The sequence below is a fragment of the Anabaena sp. TISTR 8404 genome, from assembly GCF_056847745.1.
This window is the reverse complement of record NZ_CP180578.1, coordinates 1,411,540-1,431,485: the sequence shown is the minus strand read 5'-3', so window position 1 is coordinate 1,431,485 and position 19,946 is coordinate 1,411,540. Positions and strand designations below refer to the sequence as shown.

General features: G+C 39.6%; 15 protein-coding genes. 9 read left to right on the top strand and 6 right to left on the bottom strand.

Annotated features, from left to right (window positions below; translation table 11 throughout):
* Positions 1-33: 33 nt before the first annotated feature.
* The 4 genes from ACMX3D_RS06100 (at position 34) to ACMX3D_RS06085 (ending at position 4,275) form a co-directional block, all read left to right on the top strand.
* Entirely contained in the window at positions 34-1,374 is a 1,341-nt protein-coding gene (locus ACMX3D_RS06100) for a proton extrusion protein PcxA (RefSeq protein WP_482750556.1), read from the top strand.
* A gap of 133 nt (positions 1,375-1,507) precedes the next feature.
* Entirely contained in the window at positions 1,508-2,773 is a 1,266-nt protein-coding gene (gene mltA, locus ACMX3D_RS06095; RefSeq protein ID WP_482750555.1) for a murein transglycosylase A, read from the top strand.
* A gap of 521 nt (positions 2,774-3,294) precedes the next feature.
* Positions 3,295-3,738, top strand: coding sequence for a hypothetical protein (locus ACMX3D_RS06090; RefSeq protein WP_482750554.1), 444 nt, complete (start codon positions 3,295-3,297; stop codon positions 3,736-3,738).
* 195 nt (positions 3,739-3,933) lie between these two features.
* Positions 3,934-4,275, top strand: a complete 342-nt coding sequence (locus ACMX3D_RS06085; RefSeq protein WP_482750553.1) for a helix-turn-helix transcriptional regulator — start codon at positions 3,934-3,936, stop codon at positions 4,273-4,275.
* 193 nt (positions 4,276-4,468) lie between these two features.
* Here the strand turns inward: ACMX3D_RS06085 and ACMX3D_RS06080 are convergent, their stop codons facing one another.
* Positions 4,469-5,152, bottom strand: coding sequence for a polysaccharide deacetylase family protein (locus ACMX3D_RS06080; RefSeq protein ID WP_482750552.1), 684 nt, complete (start codon positions 5,150-5,152; stop codon positions 4,469-4,471).
* A 281-nt stretch (positions 5,153-5,433) separates the two neighbouring features.
* Here ACMX3D_RS06080 and ACMX3D_RS06075 point away from each other — a divergent pair, with 281 nt between their 5' ends.
* Entirely contained in the window at positions 5,434-6,210 is a 777-nt protein-coding gene (locus tag ACMX3D_RS06075) for a PEP-CTERM sorting domain-containing protein (RefSeq protein WP_482750551.1), read from the top strand.
* 75 nt (positions 6,211-6,285) lie between these two features.
* On the opposite strand, the gene topA is transcribed toward ACMX3D_RS06075, so the two are convergent.
* Positions 6,286-8,451, bottom strand: coding sequence for a type I DNA topoisomerase (gene topA / locus ACMX3D_RS06070; RefSeq protein ID WP_482750550.1), 2,166 nt, complete (start codon positions 8,449-8,451; stop codon positions 6,286-6,288).
* A gap of 166 nt (positions 8,452-8,617) precedes the next feature.
* Here topA and ACMX3D_RS06065 point away from each other — a divergent pair, with 166 nt between their 5' ends.
* Both ACMX3D_RS06065 and ACMX3D_RS06060 read left to right on the top strand, forming a co-directional pair.
* Positions 8,618-11,017 (top strand): MASE1 domain-containing protein, encoded by a 2,400-nt coding sequence (locus tag ACMX3D_RS06065; RefSeq protein ID WP_482750549.1) that lies wholly within the window; start codon positions 8,618-8,620, stop codon positions 11,015-11,017.
* 52 nt (positions 11,018-11,069) lie between these two features.
* Entirely contained in the window at positions 11,070-12,329 is a 1,260-nt protein-coding gene (locus tag ACMX3D_RS06060) for a sensor histidine kinase (protein WP_482750548.1), read from the top strand.
* A 44-nt stretch (positions 12,330-12,373) separates the two neighbouring features.
* On the opposite strand, the gene ACMX3D_RS06055 is transcribed toward ACMX3D_RS06060, so the two are convergent.
* The 4 genes from ACMX3D_RS06055 to ACMX3D_RS06040 all read right to left on the bottom strand — a co-directional run bounded on the left by ACMX3D_RS06055 (position 12,374) and on the right by ACMX3D_RS06040 (position 17,427).
* Positions 12,374-14,296 carry an Hsp70 family protein gene (locus ACMX3D_RS06055; protein WP_482750547.1) on the bottom strand — a complete coding sequence of 641 codons (1,923 nt, stop codon included), beginning with the start codon at positions 14,294-14,296 and terminating at the stop codon, positions 12,374-12,376.
* Positions 14,297-14,342: 46 nt separating this feature from the next.
* Positions 14,343-15,239, bottom strand: coding sequence for a hypothetical protein (locus tag ACMX3D_RS06050; protein ID WP_482750546.1), 897 nt, complete (start codon positions 15,237-15,239; stop codon positions 14,343-14,345).
* Positions 15,240-15,501: 262 nt separating this feature from the next.
* A complete protein-coding gene (locus ACMX3D_RS06045; RefSeq protein WP_482750545.1) occupies positions 15,502-15,864 on the bottom strand; it encodes a hypothetical protein in 363 nt (120 codons plus the stop codon).
* Positions 15,865-16,392: 528 nt separating this feature from the next.
* Positions 16,393-17,427 (bottom strand): NAD(P)/FAD-dependent oxidoreductase, encoded by a 1,035-nt coding sequence (locus tag ACMX3D_RS06040; RefSeq protein WP_482750544.1) that lies wholly within the window; start codon positions 17,425-17,427, stop codon positions 16,393-16,395.
* A gap of 146 nt (positions 17,428-17,573) precedes the next feature.
* Between ACMX3D_RS06040 and ACMX3D_RS06035 the strand changes: the two genes are divergently transcribed.
* Positions 17,574-18,416 (top strand): YaaW family protein, encoded by an 843-nt coding sequence (locus tag ACMX3D_RS06035; protein WP_482750543.1) that lies wholly within the window; start codon positions 17,574-17,576, stop codon positions 18,414-18,416.
* Entirely contained in the window at positions 18,398-19,777 is a 1,380-nt protein-coding gene (locus tag ACMX3D_RS06030) for an O-antigen ligase family protein (protein ID WP_482750542.1), read from the top strand. The genes ACMX3D_RS06035 and ACMX3D_RS06030 overlap by 19 nt, the downstream gene beginning before the upstream one ends.
* Positions 19,778-19,946 lie beyond the last annotated feature (169 nt).

Below are 19,946 nucleotides of genomic sequence, written 5' to 3'. Positions count from 1 at the left end.
TATCACTACAAAAAGGCTGGATAATTGCCTACAATGAATAATTCTGCTTTTGGCCAAAAAATTTACTCTTACTTACTAGCTGCTTACCGTTGGTACTTATTAACGCCACAGCGCTCTCTTGATGAGGCGTATAAAGCAGCATTACACATTAAATCTATAGAAGATGAGCATTTTAATGGCAAGAAGATAGAAGCTGACTCAGCCATTTATAGCAGTAGCATGATGGACTATTTTGAGATAGACCTCAAAAAACAGTTAAAAACTGCTCGGATGCGCCTGACAGAGTTTCAAGCCAGCCGTTGGTTTTCCAACGAATCTAATCAAAAAGCAGCTCGAAAAACAGGTATAGAATATCCCAGCGCTGCTCTAATTTTAGAAAAGTTAAGATTCATTGATGAAGTCATATCAAAATATACCGTAGCTGATATTGATACCAATGCTGCGATCGCTACTCAACCACAGATAGTTAAAGTTGATGAGGTAGCTCATCAAAAATTGCCTGCGCCATTATCTACACCATTACTTAATAGAAATCCTAATAAAAATATAGAACCAAAAATACAACCAAGGCGTAAAGCTGATACAACGGGTGTATTGCCTCGCTCAATTTTAGGTACAATTAGCCGCTTACAAGTTGAGTTAGATCCTAATTCAGAGCAAGATGTTGTTAAAAACTTTCGTCAAGCCCAAAGAAGAACGATCATATCTATCAGATTTATATTGTTATTAATTATTATACCTCTTTTAGCACATCAACTATCAAAAGCTTTGATAGTTGGGCCATTAATTAACCATTTTAGACCCCCGGAAAAAGCAGAAGTCTTCCTAAATTTTGAAATGGAAGAAGAAGCTTTAGCAGAGTTACAAAGATATGAAGAAAGAATTAAATTTGAAAACTTAATCGTTAATGCGCCGCCTCTGAATGCTGAAGAAATAGAAAATCGACTAAAAGAAAAAGCAGCGGAACTTGCTGAAGAATTTCGTGGCGAAAGTGCCAATGCAATTAAAAATGTTTTTGCCGATATTTTCTCTGTGGTTGCTTTTGTCTGGTTGCTGCTTGTTAGTAAGCAATCTATCGCAGTGTTAAAAGATTTCTTTGATAATATTGTCTATGGTTTGAGTGATAGTGCCAAGGCATTTATTATCATTTTATTTACCGATGTGTTTGTCGGCTTTCACTCTCCCCACGGCTGGGAAGTTATTTTAGAAGGTGTATCTCGTCATTGGGGTTTACCAGCCAACCGCGATTTTATCTTTTTGTTTATTGCGACATTTCCAGTGATTTTAGATACGATTTTTAAATACTGGATATTCCGTTACCTCAACCGCATTTCGCCTTCTGCTGTTGCGACATACCGCAATATGAATGAGTAATACAGCAGAATTCAGGAGGCAGGAGACAGAATAATTTTAGATTTTAGATTGCCGATTTTAGATTGAAAGATTGTCCTAATCCAAAATCCAAAATTGAAAATCCAAAATTGATGCACTCAGCACTTTGCCATCAATGAAATACAAATTAGAAACTATCATTAGCCCACCAGTATTTCTGTTGATTTTTTTGGTGGGGATACAACCATTGGGATATCGGGAACTAATTTCACCAGCCTGTCGAGTGAAGAAGTGGGATATACCAGAGTCTTTGCAAAGCCAACCACAACTAAAACTACAACAGTCAATCCTCATTAAGCGATCGCCTGTTAGTTGTTGTCAAGATGATCTTTCTTGTTTAGATCATGTCCTTTATCAACCCGAAAACAATCAATTAGCAGATAGAAAAGCTTTAGTAACTTCTATTGACCGCAGTTTACAATATTTGCAAACATCACCAGCGATCGCAGCTTATCAACGCTATCAAGTAACTGAAATTACACGCGATCGCGTCATCAAAAGTTTAAACAGATTCCGCGAACTTTTACTTAACTCTCAATCTGCGCAAGAATTACATCAAGCCATAGAACGAGAGTTTGTTTATTATCAATCTGTCGGTAAAGACCAAAAAGGCACAGTTTTATTTACCGCTTATTATGAACCACTTTATCTTGCCAGTCGCACTCCAACAGCAGAATTTCGCTACCCTGTTTATCGATTACCTCCCGATTTCAACTCCTGGCCTCGGCCTCATCCTACCCGCTTAGAACTCGAAGGTGCAGATGGTTTACAAGCTAAACAAGGAAAATTGCGGGGATTAGAGTTATTTTGGTTCCGCGATCGCTTGGAACCGTATATGATTCAAATTCAAGGTTCAGCACGGCTTCAGTTGACGGATGGAACTCAGACAACCATAGGTTACGCAGGTAATACTGCTTATAACTATAAAAGTATTGGCCGAGAACTAGCCAACGATGGCAAATTACCTTTGGAAGGTATGACAATGCCAATTATCCTCGACTATTTTCAACAGCATCCCCCAGAATTAAACATATATATCCCCCGTGATCCAAGTTTTGTCTTTTTTAAAGAAAACCAAGGCGCACCAGCCCAAGGTTCAATTAATGTACCATTGACAGCAGAACGTTCCATCGCTACAGATAAGTCTCTCATGCCTCCCGGTGCTTTAGCTTTGATTCGCGCTGCTTTTCCTTTTGTTCAAGCTAACGGCGAGATGGAACATCAAATTGTTAGCCGTTATGTGCTGGATCAAGATACAGGCGGAGCGATTAAAGGTGCTGGTAGAGTCGATTACTTTTTAGGTACTGGGAAAATAGCAGGCGATCGCGCTGGTGTTACTGTCAGCAATGGACAATTGTATTATTTGTTACTGAAACAATAGTATAACTGATGCTGTAAATCGAAAAATTAGAGTTTTACTTGCTACACTTCACACCCTCATACTCTTAAATTAGGAACGTAACAGCAAACAGATTTGGAATTTGGAACCAATAAAATCATCGTCCGTCATGATTGCTGATAGTCAATATTCAGCGGAGCTATGTTCCAGCCTGTTGGATTATTTGAGTATTTAGAATGATAGTTATGTGGGATGAGGTACTTGACCGTATCTTATATTTTTATAACAAATTAGTTGCTTATCTTAATATTTCGCAAAAAAAAATGGAAAATCAAATCTGAAATAATGATAAATTCGCTTGTATTTGATTATGTAATTTTAAGTTACCGTTACGAAGACTAATGCTCGTTTATATTAGCATCCCCTTTATTCTCAATTTTTGCGATCGCTGGTTAACCACAAAATAACTTATTGCTCACTACGCTTCACTTTCAGGGGCGCATGTTTATTGGTTATTAACCACTTATTAGTTGCATTTATTCAGTCCATCATGGGAGTTGAAAGTGTTCAGGATTTTAGTTGATGCCGATTTAATTTTAGATGCTTTGATCAATCGCAACAAATTAACAGAAGATGTCAGAGAATTACTAGATGGAGTACATCCATCAATTAAGATGTATTTAACAGATATTGGTTGGCAAAAAATAGCTGCTTACACTAGCCGCTTACAAAACAGTCAAATTGCGGAGATAGTAATTGATTGGTTGCGAGAAAAAATTCACATTTGTATTGTTGACCAGCAAATTCTGCAAATAGCACGCTCGTTACCCTTAAGAGATTTTGAATCTGCTGTAGAGTTAGTTTGTGTTAGTGACCAAGTGCTAGATGCGATCGTTACTCATAAAGCAGAGGATTTTGCACAAGCGCCAAATCAGCTGTGGGTTTGGTCAGTATCCGACTTATGGTTGCGAGCAAACTTAGAAAGACAGTTACAGAAGTGTCTTTAATGAGTTAAGAGTCAATGGTCAATAGTCAATAGTTTGATTATTTATTCTCCTGGGCTTCCTGCACTTTTGCCGCTTTCACACCTGCTTTTTTAAGAAAGGTGGTTTAAAATAAAGTTTTTTTAGGGATTTTCTAGGCGCGGGTTTTTTTTGGTGCTAGGATCTAGCACTATATATTGAGATAAAAGTGCTGTAGCTGTGAAACAAAAGCCAAAACCGAGGATTGCTTTGCTTCGTGAGAGAGCAGGGCTGACCCAGCTTGAATTATCGCGTCTTGTTGGCGTAACTGAAAGCACTATTCAAAACTGGGAAAGCGGCAGAACTGGGACAGATCACATTGAAAGAATCATTAGGTTCTGCAAGGCCTTAGATTGCCAAGTGGAAGACCTAATAGAATATGTGAATGAACCATCAGAAGAACCTGTAGCAAAACCAAGTTCAATAAACGAAATACATCAGATATTAGGCACTGAGGCAGCAGCCTCAGCCTTAAATTCTGAAGGTGAAGTTGCTCAAAAGCGCAAAGCCACAAGCGGCTAACATAGCTCTTATATAAAAGGGAACAGGGAATAGGGAACAGGGAACAGGAAACTGGAAAGTCTCTTGGTATTCCTGTTTGATGGTGAGTTTCTGTCTTATCTAACTCCAACTGTTGTCAATTCCCTAGGCTAACCGATGGGTCATCTCTTAAGAGTCTTTGACCTGAGATGATCTGTCGGTGGTTTTTCAATACTTAGTTTGAATGAATTTGATTGTGTTGCCATAAATTATCTACAGTGACAAACTGATAGCCTTGTTGTAGGAGTTGGGGAATTAAGACTTCTATCGTTGCAGCTACGTCTTGTCCGCCACAAATACCATCATGCAAAACAATGAGTGAACCGTTTTTTACTTGTTGTAGAACTCGTTGCACTACATTGGTAATTCCTGGCCTTACCCAGTCTTCTGGTACAACACTCCACATTACCGGACGGTAATTCCATTGACGGAATAATCTTAAAGTTTTTGGTGTAAATAAACCATTGGGAGGCCGAACATCGCGTACTTGTTCGGGTAGTAGGTTGCAAGTATCGTAAATAGCAGCTTGAGTTTTTTCTAAACTTTCCTTGAGTTCATTGGGACTCAGCAAAGGAAAGGAACGATGATCGTAGCCATGCAAGCCAATCCAGTGGCCGCTTTCGCTAACTGCTTTCGCAATATCTGGTGAACGGTTGACACAAGCACCCAACCAAAAAAAACTGGCTGTAATATTGTAGCGGTCTAAAACTTGCAATACTTGGCGTGTGTATTGTGGATGGGGGCCATCATCAAAAGTCAATGCGATCGCTTTAAAGTTGCGATCGCCATGCCAAAGACAATGCGGAAAACTCGGTTGAAGAATCCGATAAATAAAAGGAAAGAAGGGAGCGAACTGCATTACCTATTTTTTCGTAGCTTTCCCTAGTCTAGCTCTAGAATCTTGTCAATGTTTGCTAACAGTATGGGTTGTTTCTTCAAGATTGAGTCGTACTTTGCTCTTGTGTTTTCACCAATTTTGTTGGTAATATTGCATTGCCCGCAATAACACGCAAATTTAAGGCTGCATAGATACATAAATAAAAGCAGTAAATGGTTGCAATATACTTTGTAACCACCATTTCACTACAACTATTTTTTGTTACTTAGAAAACAAAAAATCTCAGCACGAATCATCAATCAATGAACAATCTAACTATTGCCTTGATCGCAGGACTCTCATCTAGTCTTGTGTTATCTAGTCCTATTTATGCTGCCAGTCTTGGCACAAATTTAATTGTGAATGGTGATGCCGAACAAGGGCTAGGAGACCCCATTGGTAATGCTGTTGGGGATAATATACCTGCGATTCCTGGCTGGACTCCAAGTGGTAGTTTTAGTGTGTTGCAATACGGTGCAGCAGGTTTTAGCTTTACCAACCCATTAGGGAATTTAGTAAATGTAACTCTCCCTGGTGTTGATGTTCCTGGGCCAAGCGATCGCGGCAACAATCTATTTTTCGGTGGTGCAGATAGAGCCTCTTCCAGCGCTACGCAAGTAATTGATGTGACTGACTTAGCCTCAGTTATTGATGCAGCTCAAGGTGCTTTTAACTTGAGTGGTTGGCTGGGTGGATATGAAACCGATACAGATAGCGCCGCACTTAATATTAATTTCTTCAATCAGGCTAACCAACTTCTTGGTTCAGCTAGTATAACTGCACCAACTCCAGAGCAAAGAAACAACTCCACAGGCTTGTTTTTGCAATCAACAAATGGGTTTGTACCTGTAGGTACACGTCAAATCAATGTATTGCTAAATGCAACTTATGGCAGAGGTAGAGTAAACGATGCTTACGCCGATAATCTCTCGTTAGTAATTACTCAAGTTCCAGAACCAACGACTTCAGGCTTCACACTTATAGGTACATCTTGTTACTTCGCCTGGAAATTACGGAAAAAACGCAACTTATTCCAGTAAAAATACAACAAAGTCAACATAGAAAAATCTCTCTGCGCCTTTGCGCCTCTGCGTGAGCCAATCATCCTGTAAAAATTACTTTCCTTCTGGATTCAACTCTCCAAACTTAGGACTCCACCAACCTTTGGCTGTACTAAAATAAGCCACATCTTTATGCTTCTTATCCTGACGAGATGCAGCAGAACAACGCAGCATTGTTTTACTCTGTCCGTCTTTGGTGTAGCTATACTCTTCTAATGGTTTTTTACAGACTGGACAGGGATATGAGCTTAACTTCACAGGAGACTGGGAGTGTTTTTCGGTTTTGGCTTCTTTGGTGCGCGGTGGTTGCCAAGTTTTGCTAAATTCATTCCAAAACAAGACTATATTTTCACAGCCGCTTGTGCATTTAAGGAAATATTTTTTCTTGACTTTGCTGCTAGGTATCTTGGCTAGAAAATTATTACATTCAGGGCAAAGAGTTTTAGAAGTTTCATATTTGCGTTCAACATTTGCAGCTTTAGGATTTGAGGAACTCACAACTACAGTTTTAGCTTTAGCTAATGCTGGTGCGAAGTAATTTTTATTCCAAGCTGTTAAGTATTGCTGCCAACTTTGTTTACCTTCAGCGATCGCATCCAGAGCGCTTTCCATTTTGGCTGTAAACTCAGCTTCTAGTAAATCTGGCAAAGCCTTCTGCAAAAAATCATCAACTTCTAACCCCAGAGTTGTGGGTTGCAGATTTCCCTTAGTTAACTGCACATAACCCCGCTTCTTCAGAGTAGCAACAGTAGGTGCATAGGTACTGGGACGACCGATACCTTTGCGCTCCATTAGCTGTACTAATTTCGGTTCGCTGTAACGTGGTGGCGGCTGAGTCTGTTTTTTCTCGAAATTAGCATTTTCCAGAGTTAATGCTTGTCCCTGCTGGACAACAGGTAACACACTATCTTTACTGAGGTTATTCCAGTACCGAGCGTAACCATAAAATTCGACTACTTGACCTCTGGCTTGCCACAACAAAGAACCAGACTGCGTGATAATCTGAGTTTTACGGAGTTGAGCCGCACGACATTGAGATGCGATCGCTCGTTTCCAAATCATCACATACAAGTCAAATTCATCAGCAGGTAATTCTTGACGTAGCTGGACTGATGGACGAAACACATCTGTAGGGCGAATCGCTTCATGGGCTTCCTGCGCTGTTTTGGCGCTGCGATGCTTGGCAACTTGCTGTGGTACATTCTGCGGATCATGTTCTTCCAACCACTGACGAGCGCTGCTACAAAACTCAGGACTTAACATAACTGAGTCTGTCCGCATATATGTAATTAACCCAGCCTCATACAGCTTTTGCGCTAAGAGCATAGTTTTGTCAGGAGCCAATTTCAGCTTAGAACCGGCTGCTTGTTGCAATGTGGAAGTAATAAATGGTGGCGGTGGTTGACGATAAACAGTTTTACCTTCAACTTGAATTACTTGATGGGGATGCTGTCGTGCTGATTCAACTAAACGTATTGCTTCGGCTTCTGAAAGAACCCGCTTAGACTCTGGGGCTTGGGTGCTATTACTTGCGGCATCGTCGTGGGTTTCGGTTTCTGCTTCTGGCGCATCTGTAGGAGAATTGGCTGTGCCTTTGTAAAAAGCCCGGAACCCTTCAGCATAGTCCACCCACACACTCCAGTAGTCTTGGGGTACAAACGTAACAATCTCGCTTTCTCGCTGACAGATGAGATGCAGCGTCGCACTTTGAACTCGGCCGACACTTTTCGCGCCATTGTTTAACGCCCAAACTAGAGGACTACCTTTGTAACCGACAAGCTTATCGAGACAGTCACGGCATAGTCCAGCACCGACTAAGTTAGAATCCAGCTTTCGAGGATTGGCGATCGCACTTCGCACAGCCGATGCGGTAATTTCGCTATAGATAACTCGTTTCGGTTCTCGTAATCCCAGCACTTCTTTTAAATGCCAAGCAATTGTTTCACCTTCTCTGTCTGGGTCTGTGGCGAGGACAACTTCATCAACTTGTTTGGTAACAGCTTTTAGCTGCTGAATAGTCTCTTTAGAGCGTTGGTCACGCGGTACATAGTTGCACTTGACATTACCATCATCTATGACGAACCCCAAGGAATCTTCTCCGGTATCACTGAGTTCGCGGATGTGGCCACAACTAGCTCGCACAATCCAATCAGAACCCAGAATTTGACTGAGTTTTTTGACTTTTCCAGGAGATTCGACAACTAAAAGGCGTTTTGGCATAGTTTCTGTTGATAACTGATGATTGCAGCCTTTGATTAATAATTATTTTGCAATTATTAGCAGAATAGCTCGATAGTGAAAGTCACAACCACTTATTTGGGAATCATAAGCTTGACAAACTTTGTTAAGGGTTAGTGTCCTTCAGCCATTCGCACGGAGACAAACTATGATAAAGCGGCTATTTCCAGTCAAGCTTGATCGTCCATTTATAATAGCAGCTTTAATTATTCCTATTGTTCATTTCTGTCTTGGATACATAGGGTTATCGATGACTTTCGTCGGTGGTGCGTCAGCATTTTGGCCATCACTCGGTGTATTTGTCGCAGGAATGTTATTGGTAGGCTATCGAGTCTGGCCTATTTTATTTGTGAGTGATTTTATTGTTAGTTATATTCTTTTTTTTAAACACAATTTTTTAATTAGTATTATTATTCCTGCCGTCAATTTAATTACGCCTTTTGTCGCAACTTTTTTAATTCATAAGTTTATCAAGCGTCGTTATTTCTTAGAGCGATCGCAAGATATTTTTAAATTTATCTTCCTGACTATACCCAGCCCTCTCATCAGTTCAATACTAGCAGCACTAACGCTATGTATCAGTGGGATTGCACCTTGGTCAGTATTTGGCAATATTTGTCGAACTTGGCTAACATCAGACAGCACAGGTATTTTGGTTGTGACACCTTTAGTGCTGGCATGGTTGCAAAAATCTCCATCGCCAACAGGCTTGCGTCGGCGACAAATTATCGAACTGGCATTTGTCTTAATCTCAATGATGGCAGTTGTTCGGATTGCTTTTTCTGGGGGATACCCCATTGAATACATGATTATCCCTCCGTTAATTTGGACGGCATTTCGATTTGAAGCCCGGATATCGACTTTATCTGTACTTATTGTGTCAGCGATCGCGGTTTTTGGTACTGTGAAAGGCTTCGGTTCATTTGCTAAACAACTCTCGCCTAATGAATCACTTATCTTGCTGCAATCATTCATTTGTGTCATCGCTATCACTACTTTTTTAATATCTGCATTCACTAGCGACAACCAGAGATCACAAATGATTCTTCGACAAGCCAATGATGAACTAGAAAGACGAGTTGAAGAACGAACGGCTGAACTCAAAGAGGCAAGAAATATTGCTGAAATTGCCAATCAAGCCAAAAGTGAATTTCTGGCCAACATGAGTCACGAATTACGAACTCCGCTCAATGGCATTCTCGGTTACACTCAAATCTTACAACGGACTGAAACCTTGACAGAAAAAGGATACAAAGGTGTTGAAATCATCCATCAATGCGGCTTTCATTTATTAACTTTAATTAATGACGTGCTGGATTTATCTAAAATTGAAGCTCGCAAAATGGAGTTGCATCCTATCGATTTTCATTTTCCCTCATTTCTGGAGAGTGTTGTAGAAATTTGTCGCATCAAAGCTGAACAAAAAGTAATTGATTTGAATTATCAGCCCGATGTTCAACTCCCTATTGGTATCCATGCTGATGAAAAAAGACTGCGGCAAGTTCTAATTAATCTTTTGGGAAATGCCATCAAGTTTACAGATAAAGGAAAAGTGACTTTAAAAGTAAATGTTATTAGTCAAGAAACACAACAAATGACTAATTATAAAATTCGGTTTCAAGTGGAAGATACAGGGGTAGGAATGACATCGGCGCAATTGCAGAAAATCTTTCTGCCTTTTGAGCAAGTAGGCGAAATTAAAAGACAGGCAGAAGGAACCGGATTAGGTTTAGCTATTAGTCAAAAAATTGTCCATCTCATGGGCAGTACTTTAGAAGTTGAAAGCGAACTTGGTAAAGGTAGTAATTTCTGGTTTGAAGTGGAATTACCAGAAGCAAAACAATGGGCTGAAAGTTCCCGATTTACGCAACAAGGAACTATTACAGGCTATCAAGGCCAAAAACGTACCATTTTAGTTGTAGATGATAAGTGGGAAAACCGTTCGGTAATTCTCAATTTACTAGAACCCATTGGATTTGAGTTAATAGAAGCTAGTAACGGACAAGAAGGAATTGAGCAGGCTGTGGCATATCAACCTGACTTGATTCTCACTGATCTAATCATGCCTGTAATGGATGGTTTTGGACTGATTCGGCATATTAAGCAATCTGAGCAGTTACAAAATGTAGCAATAATTGCTTCTTCTGCGAGTGTGTTTGAAAGTGATAAAAATCAAAGCTTAGATGTCGGTGCCAATGCTTTTTTATCTAAACCTATTGTCGCAGAAATGTTGTTAGAACTCCTCAGAGTTCAGTTAAATTTAGCATGGATATATGCCCCAAAATCGGAAATTAATTTAAGACAATCTGATTCTCAGGAGATTTCTTTACCTTCTATTGATATCTTGATTGGCTTGTATGAATTGGCAAAAGATGGCAATCTTGATGGCGTAGTGCATGAAGCTAACGAATTGAAAAATAATTATCCTGTTTATTTTAATTTTGCTCAACAAATAATTCAACTGGCTGAAAATTTTCAAGTTAAAAAATTGCGAGAGATGTTAAAAGAATGGATGGCACAATCTAAACAAGTTGGCAATAATTACTGATTAATTTAAACTTTTTGTTTTCATATTTTGGATAAAAAACATTTTTAAATCAATGAAAAACTCTGATTTTATTTTAATTGTTGATGATAATCCAACTAATTTGTCTGTACTATCACAAGCCTTAAAAAGTGCAGATTTAGCGGTTCGAGTCGCCGAAGATGGAGAAAGTGCAATCGAAATGGTGCAGCATAAACTGCCTGCTCTGATTTTGTTAGATGTGCAAATGCCGGGAATAGATGGGTTTGAAACTTGCCAGAAACTTAAAGCTGATCCATTAACGCAAAATATCCCGATTATTTTCATGACAGCGTTGGCAGATACGGAAAATAAGGTGAAAGGACTTTCGTTAGGAGCGGTTGATTACATTCCTAAACCTTTTGAACAAGCAGAAGTGATTGCCAGAGTAAAAATGCATTTACAACTCAAGCAACTGACTGATAATTTGGAACAAAAGGTATTAGAAAGAACGGCAGCTTTAGAACAAGCACAATTACAACTGGTACAGCAAGAAAAGCTCTCAATGCTTGGTCAATTAGTTGCAGGTGTAGCACATGAAATGAATAATCCGATTAGCTGCATTATTAGTAATATTCATCCTGCGCAAGAATATATTGCTGAACTCAGCCAAATTCTGCAATTATGTCAACAATATTATTCTCAATTACCAGATGCAGTTCAGGATGCGATCGCTCAAACAGATTTAGATTTTATCTTAGAAGATTTACCAAAGCTGCTCAATTCTATGCAGGTGAGTACAGAACGAATTAAAGATATTTCTGTGTCACTAAGAAACTTTGTCCGCGCTGACACATCTGTAAAAATTGAGTTTGATGTTCATGAGGGACTTGATAGTACATTATTAATTTTGCGGCATCGTCTGAAAAGCTTAGGACAGCGCCCGGAAATTCAAATCTTCAGACAATATGCTTCTTTACCAAAGGTTGAGTGCTATCCAGGGCAACTTAATCAAGTGTTCATGAATATCTTAGCTAATGCTGTTGATGCTTTAGAAGATGCTTGGCAGCAGAACAAGCAAGTTAATAATTCCCTAGTCATCAAAATTTGTACCGAGATGACTAGCCCTGAATCTGTAACGATTCGGATTTCAGATAATGGTATTGGTATGACAGACGAGGTGAGACAACGGATTTTTGACTGTCTATTTACCACAAAAGCTGTTGGTAAAGGGACTGGATTAGGATTAGCGATCGCTCATCAAATTGTAGTAGAAAAACACGGCGGTTCACTGCAATGTCACTCCTCTTTTGGTCAAGGGACAGAATTTGTCATTGTCATCCCAATTCGACATTAATCTCATATCAAATTATTAGGATATGCTTTAGTCATTTATCTCTACTATTGAATTAAAATAATTGCTTCTTGAACTTTAGTTGCAAGCGCTTTTTGCAATCCTTGTTCAACTTTTTGGGTGAGTTGTTCAAAAGCTGCTTGATTATTAGTTAATTGTTCTCGAAAGACATTTTCTAATTCCGGTTTTATTTGAATGTACATATCTGCTATTTTCTGATCGTTCATCAAATTAGAACGAATCCAACTGGGGATATCGAAATTTTTCTTGATTGTTTCTTGGACTGTTTTACGATTCAATTCCATCCCTGCGGCCATCACAGAAGCACCGTAGACTAATGCGATCGGCCAAGTCAAGTGTCCTGTGAGAATGAGAGTGATGATACTTGCTAAAGTGCCGCCACCAATGACAACATTCACAATGAAGGCCACTGTGTCAGCTAAGATAGCATCGCCAATTCGTAGTTCTGGGTTAACAAAAGCTGGCTCAATGCTATCTTCAAACCTTAAACTGCTTCTGGGTATCTGAAATTTGCGGCAGATGGGGTCGGTGACTGCGGCTAAGTCTGGTTGAATTTTGTTGTTAAACCAACGAATACATTGATTGTTAATGATCTGCTGGGCGGCGTTGCTTTTTAACCACTGTTCTGCGCGATTTTTCATTGATGTTTCCAAATCGGCTAAAGTGCGGATTTTGTTTGTTTGCCAGTCTTTTACTCCTGGTCTAACTGCGTGATCAATCAAATTATCTGCTAATGGCTGAGTCAATAATTCAATTAACTCTGGGATATGTCTCTCAATCAATTCTTTGAGTTTTTGTGAATCTAATAGTTGATTGACTTCTTGTTGGAAAGCAGCCGCACGCAAATCCCATCTGCCAACTCGCGCTAAACCCAAGGCAATGCAGCGTTCTGGTTCAGGATCAGGGCGGAGTTGAGTTGCTGGTTCGGGAAAAATTTGCTGACAAATTTGGTGGGTAAATTTCATTCGGGATGCACCACCAGTCATCAGCACAAGTTTTGGTACTGTATCAAGTTGTTCTAGTTTGGCTTTGGCTTCGCTGACAGCATCACGAAAAGCCTGAATCCAACTTTTATTTCCCAGTTCTGGTAAAGGTTGGTGCAGAATTTCCTCCATCATCAATTTGTTGACTTGGGGAATAAAATAAATCTGTTCGTTGATAGACTCAAAGCCACGCGCAAACGATTGCGGGTCGTTATATAGCTGTTCATTAGAAAAATAATCTTCTTTGGCTTTGCGACAGGCTAGTTCACAACGCGCTTGATGATGGGGATATTCTTGAAATACTTTTTCGAGTAATGTTCTTTGTTCGTGTTTGGCGAGGGTACGGGCAAAAATCGCTTTGTCTATTAAGGATGCGCCTAAAGCATTACTACCGAAATCTAAGGGAATTTCATGTAAGCTTTTGACTAAGGTAAAATCTGTAGTCGAAGAGCCAATATCGACAATCAGCACCGATGCTAGGAGTTTCTCATATTCCAACTTCCCGCCTTCTTTGGCTTGCATAAAAGCTGCACGGGACTCTGGGATGACGTTTAGGTGGGAAATACCAGCTTCTTGAAGTAGCTTTTGATATGCTTGGCGATCGCTCATTGACCATCCTGAAGGGCAACCAATGTAAAAATAACTACTTTCGCCGCCTTCTATTTGTTTACTTTCTTGCAGTTTGTGGTAGTAAGTCGCTAGAAAAGTCGAAATTGTTTTTCTGTAATTGGGATCGTTGTTAGGTTTTTGCTTGAATGAGATTGTCAATTGAGTCACACCAGCTTGAATTAAAGCTTGTTCTCCCACAAGATAACCAAGTTTGGGATGCCAACCTAAAGCCGTAATTTGATTTTTCTTATTATTAATTTCTAGCATTTGGGGCGGTTCGATGCTTTCAACTATCGCTTTCGCTACTGCTGTCTCACCGTGTCCCAAATCAAAACCAATTGTTTCTAAAATTTTCATACCTTTACAGCAATTTTCCTCTAATCCCTAGCCTCTAGCCTCTCTCCTATTCTCTCGCCTCAGAGTACGCTGGCTCAATTACGCGACCGCGCCGGAGTAAGCGATCGCCTTTTAATAATGCAGGTGTGATGGTAACGTAATCTTTGGTGTCAGGGTCGATACTTGGCTCAAAGTCAAAATATTCTCGTTCACTTTGCGATGCTTGCTGTTGGTAAATTTGAGCGCGAATTCCCTGAGACATCAAAATTTGGGGCAAAATTTTCGCTAATGCGATCGCCATTTGGGGTTGATCAAGAAATGATGCACCCATGAGCCTTTGGAGAAAATTTAATAACTCTGGTAGTTCTTCTAAGGTGCGCTCGTCTTCTATTTTGTTTCCTTCTGCAAACCTAGCAACTGCTATATCAATTGTGTTCAGCGCATCAGCCAAGTTATCTAAAAGAACTTTGCTATCAACGCGCAACACAGGTTGAGGTATTTCTAACAATTCAGCAGAGGTGGAGTTTTTTTTGTCAAGTTGAAGCACAACTTCCAAACCAAGAAGTAGGGAAGTTAGTAAAATACCCATCCACGCACTAATGCTAATTTTAGTTAACGAAATTAAAGAGCCTAAAATACCTATATAAATAAGTGCCTTGAGCAGTTTTAAGATTAATCTGTTGGGGGAAAAACTTGTAGCTACGTTAATAATTTGCTTTTGCTCTTTTGACTCAACTAAAGACTGGTTAACTACAGTCAAAGTAGCGATCGCTTGTCGCAGCATATCCAAAAAAAAGGATGCTAAACGTACTTGAGTTACATTTAGCTCGCTAATATAAGTTCTTTCTAAATTATCAAGTCGATTCTGAACTAGTTTAACTACTTCCTCAACACTAGTTATATTTTCAATATCTGCCTGAAGTTGGTTACGTTCTTCGTTAAAAAGTGTACTTATATTTTTCATTATTAAACGTTAATGATCGCACCTTAACTTTTCTCAATTTAGCTTATAGCTATTCCCTCATGGGTGAGTACAGCAAAAAAATTAACCGCCGTTACAAGAAAATAAACGTGGATAAAAAATTAGTCTAGCTTGATCTATTAAAAGTTAAAAGCTAAAAGTGAGGATTTATTGCCATTCCTCACTTTTAGCTTTTTAGCAAGTTGTAGATTATTAAGACTAATGTACAAAGATTAACAGCTAAGACGAGTTGTAAGATTAATATTCAGCCAAACCATTGAGAAGGTTCACAACCAGGTTCAACTGTGTCACACAGATGATTGTTAATCCAAGCTGATTTATCTTGCATAATCGCAAAAATGCCTTGATGAATTAAGTTTTGTATATGTAGTTTTTGCTCTAATGGACTACGAGGAAATTTTTGCTCTGTAGGAAAATCTAGTGGAAATTCTCTGTCAAACTCCACGTTGTAAAAGCAGGGAATGCGGCTGATTACAAAAACAATCAGTTCTTGACGTAATTCTGGAATTGCAAAGGTTGCTTGATAAGGATGGTAGGAATAAGTATCTAAAACGCTTTCAATTTCGCTAATTACTGATTCTCGTGTTAAATTAACTACCGTTTTCATAAGTTTTTATCCCCTTTTAAATACCGTTGAGTTTTGTTTTAAAGACTCAGTTCTACTAATCAGCCAAAACCGTTTCACCTGAATTGGTTTTTATACCCCGAACTTCACCTTTTGTTTCGGTACAAAACCAGAATATTTAGTCGGAATTTTAAAGTTAAATTTTATACTTTATAACTCCGAATCCTGACTATAAATTCAAACAATATGGTACAGCACCGAGACTTGAGATTCACAATGCCAATTATTTCAAATTTCTAGCTGTTTGGCGAAAATCTACACAAAACGCAGCATAAGCCATAAGGGATCAATTTTAAGATTTTATTAACAACATCCTTGAGAAGGAAATATTTAGGTAAGTAAAACTTGCTAAGTAATTTACATTACTTATTGATTCATCACCCATTGTCTCGCAATTATCTATCTTTTATTCTATGTATTCTAGAAAACAAATTATTGAGACAAAAGTGTAGCAAATCCTGAAAAAAAAGACCTGGCTACGCAGAGCAACCAGTCTAACGATAGATGTAATTAAAAGGTAAAAATTTTGAAAAAGTTCACACTAGTGAGAGTAAATTGGCGCAGATGATGATTAATTGCAACGGACGCAGCTAGTCCAGACAGCATTGCACCTTCGACAAGATTACCACCGCACCAATCACCACAGCAAACCAAGGGTAGAGACGTATTAGCTGATAAAACACTTTCTGGCCAAGGATGACTAGGAAATGCATAACGCCAACGATGTACTTGCATCCATTGGGGTGTTTCTAACCAAGGAAGCGCCAGAGTTTGGGCGGCTTGCTGCAACATTTCTTGTCCTACAAGTTGTAAATCTGAGGCTTCGAGATGCAGGTGGGCAAACTTAGCACTGCTTTGCACTACAAATACAGGTTGTTGCGGCTGAGGACGCTTGGTACTATCTAAACCAATCCATCCCAAAACAAAATCATTCTCAAAACTTTGAGCTTTCCAATCTGGTAGTAGTGTGGAATCAGCAGAATAGCCTGCGATCGCACTAATACAAGGAGCAAATTCTACAGCCCGCAGGTTAGTTAAAAAGTCTGTTCCTAATAACTCTTCTCCCAAGGGTTCGAGCAACATCACAGCCTGGGGTGCAGGAATCGCCAGCACGATAGCCTTGGCTGTGATTTCTTCATCGCTGGATTCTAGAGTTAGTCGCCAAGTATTTTCGGGAGTTGGATGAATAGCAATAACGCGTTGATTCAGCAGGATATCCAAACCTTGAGCCAAAAATTTAGCGATCGCACTCATCCCCGCAGGTGCAATATAACGGGGTGCAGCGTTTGGGAGTTCCTCATGATTCCAAACTGTGAGAATTTGGCGATCGCACAATAAATCTACAAACTCTCTGAAAAATTCACCCTTGGGCTTCAGATAACAAGCCCCATGATCTGCCCAAGTTTCATACAAGCGGCGTGTAGCTACTCTTCCTCCCAAACCACGAGATTTTTCCACCACTAACACCGAATATCCTGCTTGCTTTAACTGCTGCGCACAAACTAAACCCGCCATGCCAGCACCAATCACTGCAACATCTATCATTAGATATGTAATCCTTATTCTTGAGTCTTTGGTTATTATCCAATGACAAAATACAGATGATGAAGGATAAAAAGACTACTAAAGACCGCCAAAAGCTAATAGTAGAATAAAGTACAGACAAGCTGCACGGAAGGGAGGAAGAAACATTGGATGAACTCAGGGCGGCCTTAGAACTGGCAACAGATGATGAATTACAAGATTTAACTGCCATTTTGTTTAGTCGGAAGTTCAATCCCCTAGATTATGTTCAAACACCTGAACCCATCGAAGTTCAAAGCCAGAACCGCCAAGCTTGGTTAGATTCTCTAGAAGAGCGTTTTCGGTTTTTGGCCGCAGATGGGGTAACAGTACTGCGAGGACGTACAAATCAAGTAACTTACCGCCAAGCATTAATTCAAGTTTGTAAATATTTAAAAATTCCTTACTCAGATCATTTAACAACTGTTGATTTAGAAGCAGAGGTATTTTTGCATCTGCTAGGGCAGGTATGGAAAAAACTGCCAGAAAAAGAAAAACAAAAATTGACTGTCAAAGTACAACGCCATCTGGTGAAAACAGAACTTAAAGAACCATTACCATTAATGTTGCAGCGTGACCCCTTGGGATTACTGTTTAAAGGTGGTAGTGCTTTAGCTGTTACCTCTGTAGTTCAACCATTCATCCTCAAACAAATTGCTCGACAATTTGCTATCCACTTTGCCACCTATCAAGTAGCAAAACAAGCTGCAATGACAGGTTCAACAATCGCAAAAACCCAATTTGAAACTTATGTCGCCTTGCAGATGGCGCGGCGAGGCATGACTATGAGTGCAGCACGTTATGGGGCAGTTCGCACTGTATTTGCTTTTGTTGGCCCAGCTATGTGGACTTGGTTTTTAGCAGATTTAGGTTGGAGAGCGATCGCAACTAATTATGGTCGCATCATTCCGACTATTTTTGCTTTAGCACAAATTCGTCTCACTCGCACTGAATGTTGGGAGCCAGCTTGAAAATAGCTTTTGATCATCCCAACCCTAAAAGCCAATTTGCCTGGAATTCTTTCCAAATCGGACTGTTGATTTTTCCCCTAAGTCCATTTGTTGGGGCGGTGGCGGTCATTTTGGCATCTTTAATCACTTGGTTGCAACAATACCGCACAATTATTCGCCGCCCCATCAATCGGGGATTTGCGCTGTTTACATTATTACTTGTGATTACGGCAGTATTTGCCACGAATAAAACAGATGCTTTTTTAGGTTTATTTAATTTAATCCCTTACTTATTAATTTTTGCTGGCTGGAGTGCCTTAATTCAGACAATTGCCCAATTGCGCCACATCGCGTGGATTTTGGTAATTGGTTCTGTACCAGTCATCATTATTGGTTTTGGGCAGTTGTTTTTGGACTGGGCTTTAAAATTACAGTTTTTATGGATTGTCGTGGATTGGGCGATCGCACCTGGAGGAGAACCACCAGGCCGGATGGCGGCTTTATTCATGCACGCTAATCTTTTGGCAGCTTATCTAGCAATTATCTTTACCATAGGGTTAGGACTATTGCTAGAACAATGGCAATTGCAAATCAACAAGTTAAAAGTAAAAAGTCAAAATGCCAAAAATTCTTTTCTTTTTACTTTTAACTTTCGCTTTTTGACTTCTTCGCCACTCCCTTTTCTTTCATTAATTGTCATTGCCAGTTTTGCTGCCTTGATTTTAACCAACTCGCGGAACGGATGGGCGATCGCCATAGTTGCCTGTTTAGCTTACGCACTTTATCAAGGTTGGCGAATCTTAGTTAGTGGCGTTGTGGCTGTGGTAACAACCATTCTTTTGGCAGCTTTTGCACCTTCTCCCATTGCCCAAATTTTTCGCCGAGTTGTTCCGGCTTTCTTTTGGGCGCGGTTAAATGATGAAATGTATCCAGACCGACCAGTGGCTTTAATGCGAAAAACTCAGTGGGAGTTTGCTTGGTCTTTAGCACAACAGCATCCTTGGACGGGTTGGGGTTTACGTAGTTTCTCCGCACTCTACAAAGCCAAAATGCACATTGATTTAGGTCATCCGCATAACTTGTTTTTAATGTTATCTGCTGAAACAGGATTTCCTACTACTCTTTTGTTTTGCGGTTTACTGGCTTGGATATTAATTGCAGGTATTCAACTGTTACGGCAATCTAATTATTTGCCTAAAGCGGATAAGTTAGTATTCTTCAGTTATCTTTTGGTATTTGGGCAATGGATACTATTCAATACAGTTGATGTAACTTTATTTGATTTTCGAGTGAATACGCTCTCCTGGTTATTTTTAGCAGCTATTTGTGGAGTTGTTTTTCACTATCATCAAAACAAAAAGCCTTTAGCCAATGAAAACTAGTTATATAAGCAATTTCGCTCAAAAATAGCATTCAAATACTGGGTTTAGTTTCAGTGGTTATACTGGCGGCATTCGTAATTTTTAGTTAATAAAATTACTAGTAAGTGTAGTTAATATGTGATTAATCAAATATTAACTACTGTTGCTGATAGTTGGGAAGGTGTAAGGA

Bases quoted from the DNA above. Each gene is read 5' to 3' on its own strand.
- ACMX3D_RS06100 (WP_482750556.1), top strand. From the start codon at position 34: ATGAATAATTCTGCTTTTGGCCAAAAAATTTACTCTTACTTACTAGCT.
- ACMX3D_RS06055 (WP_482750547.1), bottom strand. From the start codon at position 14,296: ATGAAAATTTTAGAAACAATTGGTTTTGATTTGGGACACGGTGAGACA.
- ACMX3D_RS06040 (WP_482750544.1), bottom strand. From the start codon at position 17,427: ATGATAGATGTTGCAGTGATTGGTGCTGGCATGGCGGGTTTAGTTTGT.
- ACMX3D_RS06030 (WP_482750542.1), top strand. From the start codon at position 18,398: ATGTTGGGAGCCAGCTTGAAAATAGCTTTTGATCATCCCAACCCTAAA.
- mltA (WP_482750555.1), top strand. From the start codon at position 1,508: ATGAAATACAAATTAGAAACTATCATTAGCCCACCAGTATTTCTGTTG.
- topA (WP_482750550.1), bottom strand. From the start codon at position 8,451: ATGCCAAAACGCCTTTTAGTTGTCGAATCTCCTGGAAAAGTCAAAAAA.
- ACMX3D_RS06060 (WP_482750548.1), top strand. From the start codon at position 11,070: ATGAAAAACTCTGATTTTATTTTAATTGTTGATGATAATCCAACTAAT.
- ACMX3D_RS06080 (WP_482750552.1), bottom strand. From the start codon at position 5,152: ATGCAGTTCGCTCCCTTCTTTCCTTTTATTTATCGGATTCTTCAACCG.
- ACMX3D_RS06045 (WP_482750545.1), bottom strand. From the start codon at position 15,864: ATGAAAACGGTAGTTAATTTAACACGAGAATCAGTAATTAGCGAAATT.
- ACMX3D_RS06065 (WP_482750549.1), top strand. From the start codon at position 8,618: ATGATAAAGCGGCTATTTCCAGTCAAGCTTGATCGTCCATTTATAATA.
- ACMX3D_RS06050 (WP_482750546.1), bottom strand. From the start codon at position 15,239: ATGAAAAATATAAGTACACTTTTTAACGAAGAACGTAACCAACTTCAG.
- ACMX3D_RS06075 (WP_482750551.1), top strand. From the start codon at position 5,434: ATGAACAATCTAACTATTGCCTTGATCGCAGGACTCTCATCTAGTCTT.